Origin of the sequence: Oceanimonas pelagia (assembly GCF_030849025.1) — a bacterium.
Lineage (GTDB): Bacteria > Pseudomonadota > Gammaproteobacteria > Enterobacterales > Aeromonadaceae > Oceanimonas > Oceanimonas pelagia.
This window is the reverse complement of the sequence record NZ_CP118224.1, coordinates 1,298,265-1,315,300: the sequence shown is the minus strand read 5'-3', so window position 1 is coordinate 1,315,300 and position 17,036 is coordinate 1,298,265. Positions and strand designations below refer to the sequence as shown.

Here is a 17,036-nt window from a genome sequence, read left to right as displayed (position 1 = left end):
TTGCGGCGAGCAAGGCGGATCAGCCCAGCACTTTTTTCAGCGCCTCAATGCAGCGCCGGTTTTCGGCTTCAAGACCAATGCTGATGCGCAGGCAGGTAGGCAGGCCGTAGCCGGCGATGGGCCGCACTATCACCCCTTCACGCAGCAACGCCTGATACACAGGCGCGACATCGCGCTCCAGATCCAGGGTAATAAAGTTGGCCCGGGACGGAATGTACTTCAGGCCCCGCTCCTTGAAAAAGGCTTCATACATGGCCATGCCCTGGTTATTCAGTGCCACCGCCTCGGCCAGATAAGCCTCGTCACTCAAGGCCGCTTCCGCTGCCGCCAGCGCCAGACTGTTGCAGTTAAAGGGCTCACGCACCCGGTTCAGCACCCCCACCAGCTCGGGATGGCACACCATGTAGCCTACCCGCAGGCCCGCCAGACCATAGGCCTTGGAGAAGGTGCGGGACACGATAAGATTCGGGTATTGCTTCAGCCAGTCGATGGACGGCAGCCGCTCGTCTTCGGCCACGTACTCGGTATAGGCTTCATCCAGCACCACCAGCACCTGTTCTGGCACACGGCCCATAAAGGCCTTTACTTCCTCTTTGGTCAGGAAGGTACCGGTGGGGTTGTTGGGGTTGGTGATGCACACCAGCCGGGTAGACGGAGTAATGGCCGCGGCCATGGCGTCGAGATCGTGGCCACAGTCCACCGCCGGCACTTCCACCGCTTGGGCGCCATGGGCCTGAGTGGCCAGGGCATACACAATAAAGGTGTACTGGGAATAGACCACCTCCTGCTGCGGGCCCACAAAGGTGTGGAACAGCAGATCGATCAGCTCGTTGGAGCCGTTACCCAGAATAAGCTGATCGGTGTTGACCCCCAGCTTGCCGGCCAGGGCCGTTTTCAGGCCAAAGCCGTTGGCGTCCGGGTAGCGGGCCAGCTCCGGCAACGCCTTCTGAATGGCGGCAATGGCCTTGGGGCCCGGGCCCAACGGGTTTTCGTTAGAAGCCAGCTTGACGCTGTGGCTGATGCCAAGCTCACGCTCCAGCTCTTCCACCGGCTTGCCCGGCTGATAAGGATGCAGACCCGGTACGCCCGGGTTGGCCAGGGCCAGAAAATCAATACTCACAATGGCTCCTTAAATACTTATTTGAGTAATGCCTAACACAAAGCCAGCCTGAAGCTGGTTGTTGTCAGTTACTCCGCAATGCGAAGCAACAGCGCGGTTGCGCTCCGCCGACACGCTTCAAGCCCATCCATGGGACGCTCGGCAAATGCCATCCCTGGCATTTGACGGTCGGCTCCGGCAATCCCCGCTGCTGCTTCGTGATACGCCGATATTGCCTGCAAGTTGCTTCTGACAACCCAGTGATTACCGAGGAGGCCAAAGGGCGTCTGCTTCGCCGCGCCCTCTGCGCCAGGGCCGAAAATTGCTCCTGCATTTTCGGCATTCCCGCCATCCGTGGCGGTCAGATGCGCAGCGGAGCCTACATGGGGCGAGCTTGCTCGCCATGACGAGATGTTTCAAGCCGACCGAACATTTAGTATGTTCGCAGCGGCTTGAAACATTGAGTGTCATTTCCCACGGCGTGCCGGCGAAGCAGTGCGCTTTGGCAGACGACAGTGCACGGCCTGACAGGCAACAGGCTTTGGGGCTTACAGACAACTCATAAGATCATAGCTTCACACTTCAGCTCAGCTGTTACGCTTGGCGAAGTCGTCCATAAAGTCGACCAGGGCCTGTACGCCTTCAATGGGCATGGCGTTATATACGCTGGCACGCATGCCGCCTACAATGCGGTGACCCTTGAGCGCCAGCAAACCGGCTTCTTTTGACTCTTTCAGGAAGGCCTCGTTGAGAGACTCGTCCTTCAGCTGGAACGGAATGTTCATCCAGGAGCGGGCGCTGGGGTGAACCCGGTTCTCGTAAAAGTCGCTGGCATCCACATAGCTGTACAGCAGTTCGGCCTTGGCCTGATTCTGCCTGCCAATGGCTTCCACACCGCCTTTTTCCTTCAGCCACTGGAATACCAGACCGGCCAGGTACCAGGCATAAGTGGGCGGGGTATTGAGCATGGAGTCAGCCTTGGCCATGGCGGCGTAGTCCATGATCGCCGGCACATTCGGACAGGCCTGATCGAGCAGATCGTCACGCACGATCACCACCGCCAGGCCGGAGGGGCCGATATTCTTCTGGGCGCCGGCATAGATAATGCCGAATTTGCTCACGTCCACCGGGCGGGAAAGAATGGTGGACGACATGTCCGCCACCAGGGGCACGTCGCCGGTATCGGGAATAAAGTCGTACTCGATGCCTTCCACGGTTTCGTTGGGGCAGTAATGCACATAGGCGGCGGAGGGATCCAGATCCCAGCTTGTGGCCAGTTTGCGAGGGCCTTCACCGGGCTCAAAACCGTCCAGCACCCGCACGGTACCCACCTTTTCGGCCTCGGCCACCGCGGCACGGGACCACTGGCCGGTGACAATGTAATCGGCCCTGGCATTCTTGCCCATCAGGTTCAGCGCCACGGCGGCAAACTGGCCGCGACCGCCGCCCTGCAGGAACAGCACCCTGTAGTTGTCGGGGATGTGCATCAGTTCGCGCAGATCCCGCTCGGCCCGCTCCGCCACCGCAATGTAATCGGCACCACGGTGGCTGAGCTCCATCACCGACACGCCCAGCCCGTTGAAATCGCGAAACTCGGCCTGGGCCCGTTGCATCACTTCCACCGGCAACATGGCCGGACCTGCGCTGAAGTTGTAAACCATCTTCTCCATTTTCCCTGAGTTAACCTGCTAATGTATGGCGCCGCAACACCGGCGCTCTGTCGTTTTACACGGCGCTCACGCGCCAAGTCAAAGCAAAATCCGATCCAGAGCACAAAAAAGAGGCCCGCAGGCCTCATTTTTTATTCTTCATCACTGGCCGGTGCAGACGCATCACTCACGTCCCCGGCATCCAGCCCTTCCTCGCCCTCGATGGGCTCGTCGTCTTCCGGTTCTTCAATGCGCTGCAAGCCCACCACCTGCTCGTCTTCTCCGGTACGGATCAAACGCACGCCGGCGGTGTTACGGCTGATCAGGCTCACTTCCGACACCCGGGTACGCACCAGGGTACCGCCATTGGTGATCAGCATGATCTCGTTGGTTTCGTCCACCTGAATGGCCCCCACCACGGCACCGTTGCGATCGCTCACCTTGATGGACACCACGCCCAGAGTGGCCCGGCTCTTGGTCGGGTACTCTTCCAGGGCGGTGCGCTTGCCGTAACCGTTGGCGGTGGCGGTGAGAATGGCGCCCTCGCCGCGGGGCACGATCAGCGACACCACGCTGTCGTTGTCACCCAGACGAATACCGCGCACGCCGGTGGCGGTCCGGCCCATGGCGCGCACCTGATCTTCATGGAAACGCACCACCTTGCCGGCATCGGAGAACAGCATGATCTCGTTGTCGCCGTCGGTAATGTCCACCCCAATCAGCTCGTCGCCCTCCACCAGGTTGATGGCGCGAATGCCCGACGCCAGCGGCCGGCTGAAGGCGGTCAGCTCGGTTTTCTTCACGGTGCCCTGACGGGTGGCAAAGAACACCGCCTTGTCGTCGGCGTATTCCTTCACCGGCAGAATGGCAGTGATGCGCTCGTGCTCGTCCAGCGGCAACAGGTTGACGATGGGACGGCCACGGGCGGTGCGGCTGGCTTCCGGCAACTGATAGACCTTGAGCCAGTACACCTTGCCAGCGGTGGAGAAGCACAGAATGGTGTCGTGGGTATTGGCCACCAGCAGCCGCTCGACGAAGTCTTCTTCCTTCATGCGAGTCGCCGACTTGCCGCGGCCGCCGCGGCGCTGAGCCTCGTAGTCGGTGAGCGGCTGGTACTTGACGTACCCCTGGTGCGACAGGGTCACCACCACATCTTCCTGAGTGATCAGATCCTCGATGTTGATCTCGGCGCTGGAGGTGGTGATTTCGGTGCGGCGCTGGTCGCCAAACTGCTCTTTCAGCGCCTCCAGCTCTTCGCGGATCACTTCCATCAGCCGGGCACTGCTGTTGAGAATGTGCAGCAGCTCGGCGATCTGCTCCAGCAATGCCTTGTATTCTTCCAGGATCTTCTCATGCTCGAGGCCGGTCAGCCGGTGCAGGCGCAGTTCCAGAATGGCCTGGGCCTGCTGCTCGGTCAGGTAGTACTGACCGTCACGAATGCCGTACTCGGGCTCCAGCCATTCCGGACGGGCGGCGTCATCACCGGCACGCTCCAGCATGCTGGCCACATTGCCCAGTTCCCAGCCCTGCGCCAGCAGGCCGGCCTTGGCTTCCGCCGGGGTCGGCGAGCGGCGGATCAGTTCAATCACCGGATCGATGTTGGCCAGGGCAATCGCCAGGCCTTCCAGGATGTGGGCCCGGTCCCGCGCCTTGCGCAGTTCAAACACGGTGCGGCGGGTCACCACTTCGCGGCGGTGCTGAATAAAGCACTCCAGCATTTCCTTCAGGTTGAAGGTGCGCGGCTGGTTGTTGTCCAGCGCCACCATGTTGATGCCGAACACGGTCTGCATCTGGGTCTGGGCGTACAGGTTGTTGAGGATCACCTCACCCACCTCGCCCCGGCGCACTTCGATCACGATGCGCATGCCGTCCTTGTCGGACTCGTCGCGCAGGGCGGAAATGCCCTCGATGCGTTTTTCCTTAACCAGCTCGGCGATCTTTTCGATCAGCCGGGCCTTGTTCACCTGGTAGGGCAGCTCGGAGACAATAATGGTCTCGCGACCGCTTTTCTCATCGGTTTCAATCTCCGCCAGGGCGCGCACGTAGATCTTGCCGCGACCGGTACGGTAGGCATCGAGAATGCCGGACTTGCCGTTGATGATGCCGCCGGTGGGAAAGTCCGGCCCCGGTATCAGCTCGATCAGCTGGTCGATGCTGATGTGCTCGTCATCAATCAGCGCCAGGCAGCCATCCACCACCTCGTTGAGGTTATGGGGCGGAATATTGGTGGCCATGCCCACGGCGATGCCGGAAGAGCCGTTCACCAGCAGGTTGGGTACCTTGGTGGGCATCACCGCCGGGATCAGTTCGGTGCCGTCGTAGTTGGGCACCCAGTCAACGGTTTCCTTGTCCAGGTCCGCCAGCAGCTCGTGGGCGATTTTGTCCATGCGCACTTCGGTGTAACGCATGGCCGCGGCGGAGTCACCGTCCACCGAGCCGAAGTTGCCCTGGCCGTCGACCAGGGTGTAGCGCATGGAAAAGTCCTGTGCCATGCGCACTATGGTGTCGTATACCGCGCTGTCGCCGTGGGGGTGATATTTACCTATTACATCGCCCACCACACGGGCCGACTTTTTATAGGGTTTGTTCCAGTCGTTGCCGAGCTCGTTCATGGCGAACAGCACGCGGCGATGCACCGGTTTCAGGCCGTCTCGAACATCGGGAAGGGCCCGCCCCACGATCACGCTCATGGCGTAATCGAGGTAGGAGCGGGTCAGCTCTTCCTCAATGTTGATCGGCATGATTTCTCGGGCCAAATCGGTCATAGCAAGCCTTGTCCCCAGGTTATTGATTATATGGCTTTAAAAAGCGAGCCATTCTAGCACAGTTCCGGCCCGACGGGACCAGTGAAGCTGGCGACCCCTGCCCGCTTGGTTATAATGGGCTCCCCAATCGCCCAGGCACAAGGCTGTTTCATGAACGTAGATCAACAGGAAATCGACAAATTCGAGGCCATGGCTTCACGCTGGTGGGACATGGACGGCGACTTCAAACCCCTGCACAGCATCAATCCGCTGCGCCTTGGCTGGATTGCCGACAAGGCCGATGGCCTGTTTGGCAAGCGGGTGATCGACATTGGCTGCGGCGGCGGCATTCTCAGTGAAAGCCTGGCCCGGGAAGGCGCCGAGGTCACCGGCGTCGACATGGGCAAGGAGCCGCTGGCGGTGGCCCGGCTGCACGCCCTGGAAAGCGGTGTGAGTGTCGATTACCGCCAGGCCACCGCCGAGCAGATGGCCGGGGAGCAACCCGGGCAATATGATGTGGTCACCTGCATGGAAATGCTGGAGCACGTGCCCGAGCCCGCCTCCGTGGTGGCGGCCTGTGCCCGCCTGGCCAGACCCGGCGCCAATCTGGTGTTTTCCACCATCAACCGTAACCCCAAGGCCTGGCTGCTGATGATCGGCGCCGCCGAGCATCTGCTGAAAATGGTGCCCAAGGGGACCCACGATCACCGCAAATTCATTCGCCCCGCCGAGCTGTGCCGCTTTATCGAGGCCGCCGGTCTGGTGGTGAAGGACATTCAGGGCGTGGTCTACCGGCCGCTGCACGGCGACTTCAGGCTCAGCCACGATGCGGACGTCAACTACATGGTGCACGCCATCAAACCGGAGTAAGACGGTCATGTACAAGGCGGTATTATTTGATCTCGACGGCACCCTGCTCGACACCGCAGGCGACATGGGCGCCGCCGCCAACCATGTGATCACCGGGCTGGGCCTCACCGCCCTGCCCGACGAGGTACTGGCCTGCACCACCTCCGACGGCTCCTATGCCCTGCTGAAAGCCGGCATTCCGCCGGCCCTGATTGAACAGCACGGCCTTGAAGCATTACGGGAGCGCATGCTCGGTTTTTACCGCCAGAACCTGTGCCACCACACTCAGCCTTACGCCGGTGTGCCCGAGCTGCTGGGCTGGCTCAACCAGAATGCCATTCCCTGGGGGGTGGTCACCAACAAGCCGGCGGCGCTCACCGACCCGCTGCTGGCGGCAATGCCGCTGTTCGCGCAGTGTGGTGTGACCGTCAGCGCCGATACCCTGACCGTGAAAAAGCCGCACCCGGCCCCGCTGCTGCACGCCGCCGAGCGCCTGGGCGTGGCCCCCGGCCATTGCGTGTATGTGGGCGATCATCGTCGCGACATCGAGGCGGGACTGGCCGCCGGCATGGCTACCTTGGCCGCCGGCTGGGGCTATGTGTCGGCAGGCGAGGATCCTTACAACTGGCAGGCGAAGGGCGTGATGGAGTCGGTCACGGCACTCAGCCGCTGGCTGCAAGGGGCGTTTGGCGCCCGCTGCTGAAAGATCCCGCGGATCCCCAAGCCCCCGTTTTTTGCAAGCCAAATATTTTAAAAAAAGTTTTTCGCCGGCCACAAAAAAACCAGTGTTTTGGCAATGCCAGAACGCCAACGGCACAGCAGTTAGTGAACGCAAACATAGGCCCGGTTCACACAGATTATCCACAAGCTGCCCAGATCCGGCCCGGGTTGAGAATCGCCCCCCAACCCACTATATTGTGCCCATTCCAACTAAGACAACTAGATGTTGTGTTTCCGCCACACAGCAACCACACTATATAGGGTGGTTGTCACGCACGGGGTGCGCGGCACAACACCACTGGGAGAAGGTCCATCTCATGAATAAACATCTGCTGGTTACCAAACGCGACGGCGCCAAGGAACCCATCGATCTGGACAAGATCCACCGGGTGATCACCTGGGCCGCCGAGGGCCTGGACAACGTGTCCGTTTCCCAGGTGGAGCTGCGCTCCCATATTCAGTTCTACGACGGTATTCGCACCGAAGACATTCACGAGACCATCATCAAGGCCGCCGCGGATCTGATCTCCGAGCAGACCCCGGACTACCAGTATCTGGCCGCCCGCCTGGCCATGTTCCATCTGCGCAAAAAGGCCTACGGCCGCTTTGAGCCGCCTCACTTCCATGACCACGTGGTGCGCCTGACCGAAATGGGCAAGTACGACCAGCATATTCTGGCCGACTACAGCCGCGAAGAATTCGAGGCCATGAATGCGCGCCTGCACCACGAGCGCGACATGGACTTCTCCTACGCCGCCATCAAGCAACTCGAAGGCAAGTACCTGGTGCAGAACCGGGTGACCGGCGACATTTACGAAAGCCCCCAGTTCCTCTATATGCTGGTGGCCGCCTGCCTGTTCTCCAAGTATCCGAAAGAAACCCGGCTGGACTACGTGACCCGTTTCTATGACGCCGTGTCCACCTTCAAGATTTCCCTGCCCACGCCCATCATGTCCGGCGTGCGCACCCCCACCCGCCAGTTCAGCTCCTGCGTGCTGATCGAGTGCGGCGACAGCCTGGACTCCATCAACGCCACCTCCGGCGCCATTGTGCGTTACGTGTCCCAGCGCGCCGGCATCGGCATCAACGCCGGCCGCATTCGCGCCCTGGGCAGCCCCATTCGTGGCGGCGAAGCCTTTCACACCGGCTGCATTCCCTTCTACAAGCACTTTCAGACCGCGGTCAAATGCTGCTCCCAGGGCGGTGTGCGCGGCGGTGCCGCCACCCTGTTCTACCCCATGTGGCACCTGGAGGTGGAGTCGCTGCTGGTACTGAAAAACAACCGGGGCGTGGAAGAAAACCGGGTGCGCCACATGGACTACGGCGTGCAGATCAACCGCCTGATGTACCAGCGCCTGATCAAGGGCGGCGACATTACCCTGTTCAGCCCGTCCGACGTACCCGGCCTGTATGACGCCTTCTTTGAGGATCAGGCCAAATTTGAACAGCTCTACGTTCAGTACGAAGCCGACGACAGCATTCGCAAGCGCACCGTCAAGGCGGTGGAGCTGTTCTCGCTGATGATGCAGGAGCGGGCCGGCACCGGTCGCATCTATGTGCAGAACGTGGATCACTGCAACACCCACAGCCCGTTCGATCCGAGCGTGGCGCCGGTGCGCCAGAGCAACCTGTGCCTGGAAATCGCCCTGCCCACCAAGCCGCTGATGGACATCAACGACGAGAACGGCGAAATCGCCCTGTGCACCCTGTCCGCCTTCAACCTGGGCGCCATCGACAGACTGGAAGATCTGGAAGGCCTGGCGGATCTGGCGGTGCGGGCCCTGGACGCCCTGCTCGACTATCAGGACTACCCGCTGCTGGCGGCCAAAAAAGGCTCCATGAACCGTCGCACCTTGGGTATCGGCGTGATCAACTACGCCTACTACCTGGCCAAAAACGGCGTCAAGTACTCCGACGGCAGCGCCATCGGCCTGACTCACAAGACCTTTGAAGCCATTCAGTACTACCTGCTGAAGGCCTCGGTGCAGCTGGCGAAGGAATTCGGCCCCTGCCCGGCGTTCAACGAAACCACCTACGCTCAGGGTATTCTGCCCATCGACACCTACAAGAAGGATCTCGACGCCATCTGCCAGGAGCCGCTGCACCTGGACTGGGAAGCCCTGCGGGAAGAGATCAAGAGCACCGGCCTGCGCAACAGCACCCTGACCGCGCTGATGCCCTCCGAGACCTCCAGCCAGATCTCCAACGCCACCAACGGCATCGAGCCGCCCCGTGGCCTGGTGTCGGTCAAGGCCTCCAAGGACGGCATTCTCAAGCAGGTGGTGCCCGAGTACGAGCGCCTCAAGAGCCAGTACGAGCTGTTGTGGCAGATGCCGTCCAACGACGGCTACCTGCAGCTGGTGGGCGTGATGCAGAAGTTCGTGGATCAGGCCATTTCCGCCAACACCAACTACGATCCCGCCCGCTTTGACGGCGGCCGGGTGCCGATGAAGCAACTGCTGAAGGATCTGCTCACCGCCTACAAGTTCGGTCTCAAGACCCTGTACTATCACAACACCCGTGACGGTGCGGCAGACGCCCAGAACGACCTGCAGGAAGATGACGGCTGCGCCGGCGGCGCCTGCAAGATATAAAGGCGCCTTACTGAAATAATTCGCGGCGGGTGTGTTCCCGCCGCCGTGCGCAGCGTCGCTGACACCACCCGGAGTGGTTGAGCGGCACTGCGCTCTTGTCTTTGCGGAATGAGAAAAATGTCTTACACCACTTTCAGTCAAATTCAGAACGATCACATGAAAGAGCCCATGTTCCTCGGCAATCCGGTGAACGTGGCCCGCTACGATCAGCAGAAATATGAAATCTTCGAGAAGCTGATTGAAAAGCAGCTGTCCTTCTTCTGGCGTCCGGAAGAAGTGGACGTGTCCCAGGACCGCATCGATTACCAGGCGCTGCCGGATCACGAAAAGCACATTTTCATCAGCAACCTCAAGTACCAGACCCTGCTCGACTCCATTCAGGGCCGCAGCCCCAACGTGGCACTGCTACCGCTGGTGTCGATCCCCGAGCTGGAAACCTGGATTGAAACCTGGGCGTTTTCCGAGACCATTCACTCCCGCTCCTACACCCACATTATTCGCAATATCGTCAACGATCCGTCCAGGGTGTTTGACGATATCGTGGCCAACGAGCACATTCAGAAACGCGCCAGGGACATTGCCCACTACTATGACGAGCTGATTGAATACACCAACTTCTATCACCTCTACGGCGAAGGCGAGCACGAGATCAAGGGCCGCAAGGTGCTGATCAACCTGTATGAGCTGAAGAAAAAGCTCTACCTGTGCCTGATGTGCGTCAACGCCCTGGAAGCCATTCGCTTCTACGTGAGCTTTGCCTGCTCCTTTGCCTTTGCCGAGCGCGAGCTGATGGAAGGCAACGCCAAGATCATCAAGCTGATTGCCCGGGACGAGGCCCTGCACCTGACCGGCACCCAGCACATGCTCAATATTCTGCGCAGCGGTGACGACGATCCCGACATGGCGCAGATCGCCAAGGACTGTGAACAGCAGTGCTTTGAGCTGTTCAAGGCCGCCGCCATTCAGGAAAAGGAATGGGCCGAATACCTGTTCAAGGACGGCTCCATGATCGGCCTGAACAAGGACATTCTGTGCCAGTACGTGGAATACATCACCAACCTGCGCATGCAGGCGGTGGGCCTGGAGCCGGCCTTTGCCGGCGCCAAGCAAAACCCCATTCCCTGGATCAACGCCTGGCTGTCTTCCGACAACGTGCAGGTGGCGCCCCAGGAAGTGGAAGTGAGCTCCTATCTGGTGGGTCAGATTGACTCTCAGGTGAGCCACGACGACCTGGGTGACTTTGAACTGTGAGCAAGGTGCACACGCGGGATCTCAGCTTCGAGCTGCGGGCGGGGGAAACCCTGCTCGACGGCCTGGAGCGCACCGGTCACGCGGTGGAATACCAGTGCCGCAGCGGCTACTGCGGCGCCTGCCGCACGTCGCTGCTGGCCGGCACCGTGCGCTACCAGCAGGAGCCGCTGGCCTTTGTGGCCGGCAGCGACGTGCTGCCCTGCTGCTGCCAGCCCGAGGGCGAGGTGCGGCTCGACATAGCGCTGCTGACCCTGAAACAGCAGGCCTGAATCAGTCGCGACGCTTGCCGGCGGTGGGATCAAAGGGATGCCAGCTCAACCGGCCATTCTGCTCAAACGACTTTTCCCGCTCGCACACAAACCACTGGGATCCCATCTGGATCACCGCCCCCCGGGAATAACGCTTGTCTTCAAAGTAACACACCGGCTCGGTGCCGGTGGCAATGTTCAGCTCCACCGGCGCGGTGGCAAGAGTATTGGCCGTCGCCAGGGCCGACAGCCCCCACAGGGCACCCAACATCAGGTATTTCATCTTTTTTCTCCTCTCACCCTGAGCATTCGGTTTCAGTTTAACACTGGCTGAGCGGGCGCGGCTTGCTTTTCCGCTCGCCCTTGGCTAGGGTAACTGTAATTATTTTTCCTGTTTTTTTAGTCACTTGCAAAGGCATGCTGGCGCTTTGGGATGGTTTGTTCTGTTGGTTTTGCCACCATGGCAACTGATAAGGGAGACATCGCCTTGAAGTAGTGGTTTTGCCGTGATCATGTTGTAACTCTGTCGTGACCACGACAATTTTGCGCCGCGCAAAAGGAAAACGGCACCTTTTGCCGGCGAGAAATAAACGGAGCCAAATCATGAGCAAGGAAAAGGTGAAAAAGAAAGCCCAGAAAACCCTGAAGGAAAAACGTCAGGAGAAACGGGAAAAACGCAATAACGCAGAATAAGCGGACTTTCGGTACCGCTCCGGGGGCGCCATCACGGCGCCCTTTTTGCCGGCTCAGTCAAAATACCACTCCCAGCGCAACTGCCGGATCAGCCCGTCCCGCCACTCTATGGTGACCGTTTCCGTGGTCTCCGCCGAGCCGTAGCGCCAGCGCACGGGATTGCGTTCGGCGGGCGGCCCCAGCCACTCGGCCAGGCCACTGCCCGGGCTGCCGGGCTGCAAAAAGGCGGGCAGCCCGGCATGGGGCCGGCTCACCAGCAAATAAATCGGCATGCCGTCGGGGCGCGCCGCCTCGCTGGACAAGTAGGTCTGGGCTTCCAGCCCGGGGCAGCGCAGGGTTTCTATTTCGTCAATCAGGCCGGGCACATGGGGATTTTCCACCTGGCGATAAACATACTCGGGCTCGGCACAGGGCGCGTTCATTACCTCGCCGGCAATGTGCTCAAGCCGGGCCAGGGCCCGCTCCTGCTGACCGGCGCACCCGGCCAGGGGCAACCACAGCAACAACCAGCCAAGTCTCCTGCTCACGGTATGCCTCCCGCTTGATTCCAATGCCGCCTCTCTGAATATAAATGGCTTTGCCACTGTCCGTGTGCGCCCGCCAAAAGAGAGACATGATAAGCAAAACGACAAGGGCAACCGGTAATCTGTGCCTGCCGGCGGCCCATATCAATGTACGCCGGCGGTTACGGCCCTGACGGTAAAAACCCGGCGGGATCATTGCCAAGGCCAATCACCCCGGATAAGGTATGGGCGCCAAACAATAACCGAAACACCAATAAGAGCACAGTGACACTTTCCAACATGCCCCCTGCCCATCTTACCCTGGAGCGGCTGATGCACACCGGCCTGCTGACCTGTGCCCCCGACACACCGCTCAGGGAAGCCGCCGAGCGCATGGCGTCCCGCCGCTGCAGCTCCATTGTAGTGGTGGACAACAACCGGGCCGTGGGGATCTGGACCGAACGGGACAGCCTGCGGCTGGATCTGACCCGGGCAAACAGCCTGGATCTGCCCATTCGCCACGCCATGAGCCAGCCGGTGCACAGCCTGCCGGGCCATACGCCGCTCGCCGAGGCCGAACAATGGTTTCGCCGGCACCAGTGCCGGCACCTGGTGGTAGTGGACGAGCAGGGCGCGCCCATCGGCATGGTGTCGCAAACCGACATGGCGCTCAAGCAGGGGCTGGAGCCCTATCTCAGCCTGCGCCGCATCAGCGAAGCCATGAACGACACGCCCCTGCTGCTGCCGGGCACCATGTCGCTGGCCCGGGCGGCCGCGGAATTGCTGCGCCACGATCAGGACGCCGCCGTGGTCAGCTGCTCACCGGTACAGCTCGGCATTATCACCGAGCGCGACATGGTGCGCTGCATTGCCCGCCATCCTGGCAACACCCCCATCGGTGAGCTGGCCAGCCGGCCGCTGCTGTCGGTCGGCCCCGACGACAGCCTGCTGCATGCCCGGGATCTGCTGATCGACAACCGGGTACGCCACCTGGTGGTAAAAGAGCGCAACAAGGTAGTGGGCCTGGTGGGCTTTCGTGAAATCATCAACGGCGTGGAGCACCGCTACCTGGAGCAGCTGCAGCAGGCGCTGGCGCAGCGGGATCAGGCGCTGCACAGCTCCCGGCTCAACCTGCAGCTGGCCGAGCGGGTGATTGAGGCGTCACTGGAAAGCATCGTCATCACCGATGCCGACAACCGCATCGTGTTCGTCAATCCGTCCTTTACCCACACCACCGGCTACAGCGCCGAGGAAGTCATCGGCCGCACTCCGGCCCTGCTGTCTTCGGGCCGGCACGATGCCGCCTTTTACCAGGCCATGTGGAAAACCCTGCATGAGCAGGGCTACTGGCGCGGTGAAATCTGGAACCGGCGCAAGAACGGCCAGCTCTACCTGGAGCTGCTGACCATTACCGCCATTCAGGACAACGACGGCAATATCAGTCATTTTGCCGCCCTGTTCACCGACATTACCCATATTCGGGAAAACGAAGACAAAATCCGCAAACTGGCCTATTACGATCCCCTCACCGGCCTGCCCAACCGCCGTCTGCTGGAAGACCGGCTGGAGCTGGCCATTCGCCACGCCAACCGCAGCCAGCAGCATCTGGCGGTGATCTTTCTCGATCTCGACCATTTCAAGCAGGTCAACGACACCCTTGGCCATGCCGCCGGCGACGAGCTGCTGCTCGACGTGTCCCGGCGCATTCGTGGCCGGCTGCGGGAAGACGACACCCTGGCGCGCCTCGGCGGCGACGAGTTTATCGTGCTGCTGCCCGAGCTGAGCGAGCCCGATGAGGCCAGCCGGGTGGCCCGGCGCCTGATCGACGCCATTGCCGAGCCCTTCAACATTCACGATCAGCCCTTTCGCATCGGTTGCAGCCTGGGAGTCAGCCTGTATCCGGACGATGCCGCATCGGCCGAGGAGCTGCTGCACCATGCCGACGCCGCCATGTACCAGGCCAAGCAGGAAGGGCGCAACGACTACCGGCTGTTCAGCCACAACATGAACCGCCAGCAGCACCAGTTGCTGGCCATGGAAACCGCGCTGCGTTATGCGGTGGAAAGCGGCGAAGGCCTGAGCGTGCACTATCAGCCCCAGGTCGACCGCGCCACCCGCACCCTGGCCGGCGCCGAAGCCCTGGCCCGCTGGCACCATCCCGACTTTGGGCCAGTGTCACCGGCCGAGTTCATTCCGCTGGCGGAGCGCGCCGGGCTCATGGTGCCGCTGGGCCTGACCCTGCTGCACCAGGTGGCCGCCCAGCAACGGCGCTGGCTCGACCGGGGCCTGATGCCGGTGCCGGTGTCGGTCAACCTGTCGGCCCAGCAATTCTGGCAGCACAACCTGCTGGTGCAGTTTCGCCTGTTGCTGGCCGAGCACCGCCTGCCCGCCGGGCTTATCGGCATTGAGCTCACCGAAAGCGTGCTGCTCGACAAGCAGCAGCAGGCCATTCCCCTGCTCTATGGCCTGCGCGAGCTGGGCTGCACCATTGCCATCGACGACTTCGGCACCGGCTATTCTTCACTCAGCTATCTGCAGGATCTGCCGGTCAACAGCCTGAAAATCGACCGCAGTTTTATTCAGCGCCTGGGCGAGTCCCGCAGCAGCAATGCCATTCTCGCCGCCGTGGCCGGCCTGGCGCGGGAGCTGGAATTCAAGGTGGTGGCGGAAGGGGTGGAAACCGAGGCGCAGATGCAGGCACTCGGCCGCTACCCGGTGGATCTGGTGCAGGGCTACCTGACCGGCCGGCCGCTGCCGGCGGAGGACTTTGCCAGACACTGGCTGAGCAGGGTAAGGTGCGAAGGATAATCCCCCGGCACACAGGTGACCGCCCCCATGTTCAAACTGTTTGAAGGCCTGACCCGGCCGTTCCCCGAAGAAGCGCCCGCTCAGCCCCCCAAGGGGCTGTATGCTTTTTGCCGCCACTACACCCGTGGCTTTGAATGGCCCCTGGTGGCCATGGCCCTGCTCAGCGCCCTGCTGGCCATTGTCGAGGTCTCTCTGCTCGGCTTTATGGGACAGTTGGTTGATCTGCTGGCCAGCCATAGCCCCGAGTCGTTCTGGGCGCAAGAGCGCAATACCCTCATTTTCATGGGCGTGCTGGTACTGCTGGTCCTGCCGCTGCTGGCCTTCAGCCACGCCATGCTGATGCACCAGTCTTTGCTGGGCAACTATCCCATGGCCATTCGCTGGCTGGCGCACCGCTACCTGCTGAACCAGAGCATGAGTTTTTATCAGGACGAGTTCGCCGGCCGCATCGCCACCAAGGTGATGCAAACGGCGCTGGCGGTGCGGGAAACCGTGATGAAGCTGCTCGACGTGCTGGTTTACGTGTCCGTCTATCTGGTCTCCATGCTGGTGATGGTGGGCCATTCGGATCTGGTGCTGATGCTGCCCATTCTGCTCTGGCTGCTGCTGTATGTGGGCATTCAGTGCTACTTTGTGCCGCGCATGAAACGCATCGCCACCGCCCAGGCCGACGCCCGCTCCATGATGACCGGGCGCATTGTCGACAGCTATGCCAATATCACCACGGTCAAACTGTTCGCCCATGCCGACGCCGAAACCCGCTATGCCAAACAGGGCATGCAGGCCTTTCTCACCACCGTTTACGGCCAGATGCGCCTGGCCACCCGTTTTGTGCTGAGCGTGGACGCCATCAACTACCTGTTGCTGTTCACCATTACCGCCCTGTCGGTGGGGCTGTGGATGAACGCCACCGTCACCGTGGGGGTGATCGCCGTGGCCATCAGCATTGCGCTGCGGCTGCAGGGCATGTCCAAGTGGATCATGTGGGAAATTGGCGCCCTGTTTGAAAACATCGGCACCGTGATCGACGGCATGAACACCCTGTCCAAATCCGTCACCATTGAAGACAAGGCCGGCGCCAGTGAACTGACCGTACGCCAGGGCGCCATTCGCTTCCAGGACGTCACCTTTCACTATGGCCGCGACCAGCCGGTGATCGAGAACTTTAACCTGGACATTCAACCCGGTGAGAAGGTCGGCCTGGTGGGCCGCTCCGGGGCGGGCAAGTCCACCCTGGTCAACCTGCTGCTGCGCCTGCACGAGCTGGAAGGCGGCCGCATCACCATCGACGGTCAGGACATCACCACGGTGACCCAGCATTCACTGCGCGGCCAGATTGGCATGGTGACCCAGGACACCTCCCTGCTGCACCGCTCCATTCGGGAAAACATTGTCTACGGCCGGCCCGGCGCCTCCGAGGAGGAAATGATGGCCGCCAGCCGCCGGGCACACGCCCATGGGTTTATTCAACACCTGGAAGACAAGGACGGCCACCGGGGGTACGACGCCCAGGTGGGCGAGCGGGGCATCAAGCTCTCGGGCGGCCAGCGCATCGGCATCGCCCGGGTGCTGCTCAAGGACGCCCCCATTCTGGTGCTGGACGAAGCCACCTCGGCACTGGACTCCGAGGTGGAGGCCGCCATTCAGGAAAGCCTGTACCAGCTGATGGAGGGCAAAACGGTGATCGCCATCGCCCACCGGCTCTCCACCATCGCCGCCATGGATCGCCTGGTGGTGATCGAGAAAGGCCGCATCGTCGAGCAGGGCTCGCACCAGCAGTTGCTGGCCCGGAACGGCCTCTACGCCCAGCTGTGGAACCACCAGACCGGCGGCTTTCTGGCCGACACGCCACCGGCATAACCGCTCCCTTCAGAAACG

At 61.4% G+C, this 17,036-nt stretch carries 12 protein-coding genes; 7 read left to right on the top strand and 5 right to left on the bottom strand.

The genetic code is table 11. The features are described from left to right. Positions 1 to 19: 19 nt before the first annotated feature. The 3 genes from hisC to gyrA form a co-directional block, all read right to left on the bottom strand. Positions 20 to 1,120: a histidinol-phosphate transaminase gene (gene hisC / locus PU634_RS06180; RefSeq protein ID WP_306763193.1), complete on the bottom strand. Its 1,101-nt coding sequence runs from the start codon at positions 1,118 to 1,120 to the stop codon at positions 20 to 22. A gap of 566 nt (positions 1,121 to 1,686) precedes the next feature. Next, a complete protein-coding gene (gene serC, locus PU634_RS06175; protein WP_306763192.1) occupies positions 1,687 to 2,769 on the bottom strand; it encodes a 3-phosphoserine/phosphohydroxythreonine transaminase in 1,083 nt (360 codons plus the stop codon). A 131-nt stretch (positions 2,770 to 2,900) separates the two neighbouring features. After that, positions 2,901 to 5,513 carry a DNA topoisomerase (ATP-hydrolyzing) subunit A gene (gyrA, locus tag PU634_RS06170; protein ID WP_306763191.1) on the bottom strand — a complete coding sequence of 871 codons (2,613 nt, stop codon included), beginning with the start codon at positions 5,511 to 5,513 and terminating at the stop codon, positions 2,901 to 2,903. A 150-nt stretch (positions 5,514 to 5,663) separates the two neighbouring features. Here gyrA and ubiG point away from each other — a divergent pair, with 150 nt between their 5' ends. The 5 genes from ubiG to yfaE all read left to right on the top strand — a co-directional run bounded on the left by ubiG (position 5,664) and on the right by yfaE (position 11,175). Beyond that, positions 5,664 to 6,362: a bifunctional 2-polyprenyl-6-hydroxyphenol methylase/3-demethylubiquinol 3-O-methyltransferase UbiG gene (ubiG, locus tag PU634_RS06165; protein ID WP_306763190.1), complete on the top strand. Its 699-nt coding sequence runs from the start codon at positions 5,664 to 5,666 to the stop codon at positions 6,360 to 6,362. A 7-nt stretch (positions 6,363 to 6,369) separates the two neighbouring features. Further along, entirely contained in the window at positions 6,370 to 7,044 is a 675-nt protein-coding gene (locus PU634_RS06160; RefSeq protein ID WP_306763189.1) for an HAD family hydrolase, read from the top strand. 334 nt (positions 7,045 to 7,378) lie between these two features. Continuing rightward, entirely contained in the window at positions 7,379 to 9,655 is a 2,277-nt protein-coding gene (gene nrdA / locus PU634_RS06155) for a class 1a ribonucleoside-diphosphate reductase subunit alpha (RefSeq protein ID WP_306763188.1), read from the top strand. A 117-nt stretch (positions 9,656 to 9,772) separates the two neighbouring features. After that, positions 9,773 to 10,906, top strand: coding sequence for a class Ia ribonucleoside-diphosphate reductase subunit beta (gene nrdB, locus PU634_RS06150; protein ID WP_306763187.1), 1,134 nt, complete (start codon positions 9,773 to 9,775; stop codon positions 10,904 to 10,906). Next, on the top strand, positions 10,903 to 11,175 hold the full coding sequence (yfaE, locus tag PU634_RS06145) for a class I ribonucleotide reductase maintenance protein YfaE (RefSeq protein WP_306763186.1): 273 nt from the start codon (positions 10,903 to 10,905) through the stop codon (positions 11,173 to 11,175). The genes nrdB and yfaE overlap by 4 nt, the downstream gene beginning before the upstream one ends. Position 11,176: 1 nt before the next feature. Here yfaE and PU634_RS06140 read toward each other — a convergent pair whose 3' ends face one another. After that, entirely contained in the window at positions 11,177 to 11,437 is a 261-nt protein-coding gene (locus PU634_RS06140) for a DUF1496 domain-containing protein (RefSeq protein WP_306763185.1), read from the bottom strand. Between the two features lie 463 nt (positions 11,438 to 11,900). Then, a complete protein-coding gene (locus PU634_RS06135) occupies positions 11,901 to 12,374 on the bottom strand; it encodes a hypothetical protein (protein WP_306763184.1) in 474 nt (157 codons plus the stop codon). Between the two features lie 276 nt (positions 12,375 to 12,650). On the opposite strand from PU634_RS06135, the gene PU634_RS06130 reads away from it, so the two are divergent. Both PU634_RS06130 and PU634_RS06125 read left to right on the top strand, forming a co-directional pair. Beyond that, positions 12,651 to 15,158: an EAL domain-containing protein gene (locus PU634_RS06130; RefSeq protein ID WP_306763183.1), complete on the top strand. Its 2,508-nt coding sequence runs from the start codon at positions 12,651 to 12,653 to the stop codon at positions 15,156 to 15,158. 27 nt (positions 15,159 to 15,185) lie between these two features. Continuing rightward, on the top strand, positions 15,186 to 17,018 hold the full coding sequence (locus tag PU634_RS06125) for an ABC transporter ATP-binding protein (protein WP_306763182.1): 1,833 nt from the start codon (positions 15,186 to 15,188) through the stop codon (positions 17,016 to 17,018). Positions 17,019 to 17,036 lie beyond the last annotated feature (18 nt).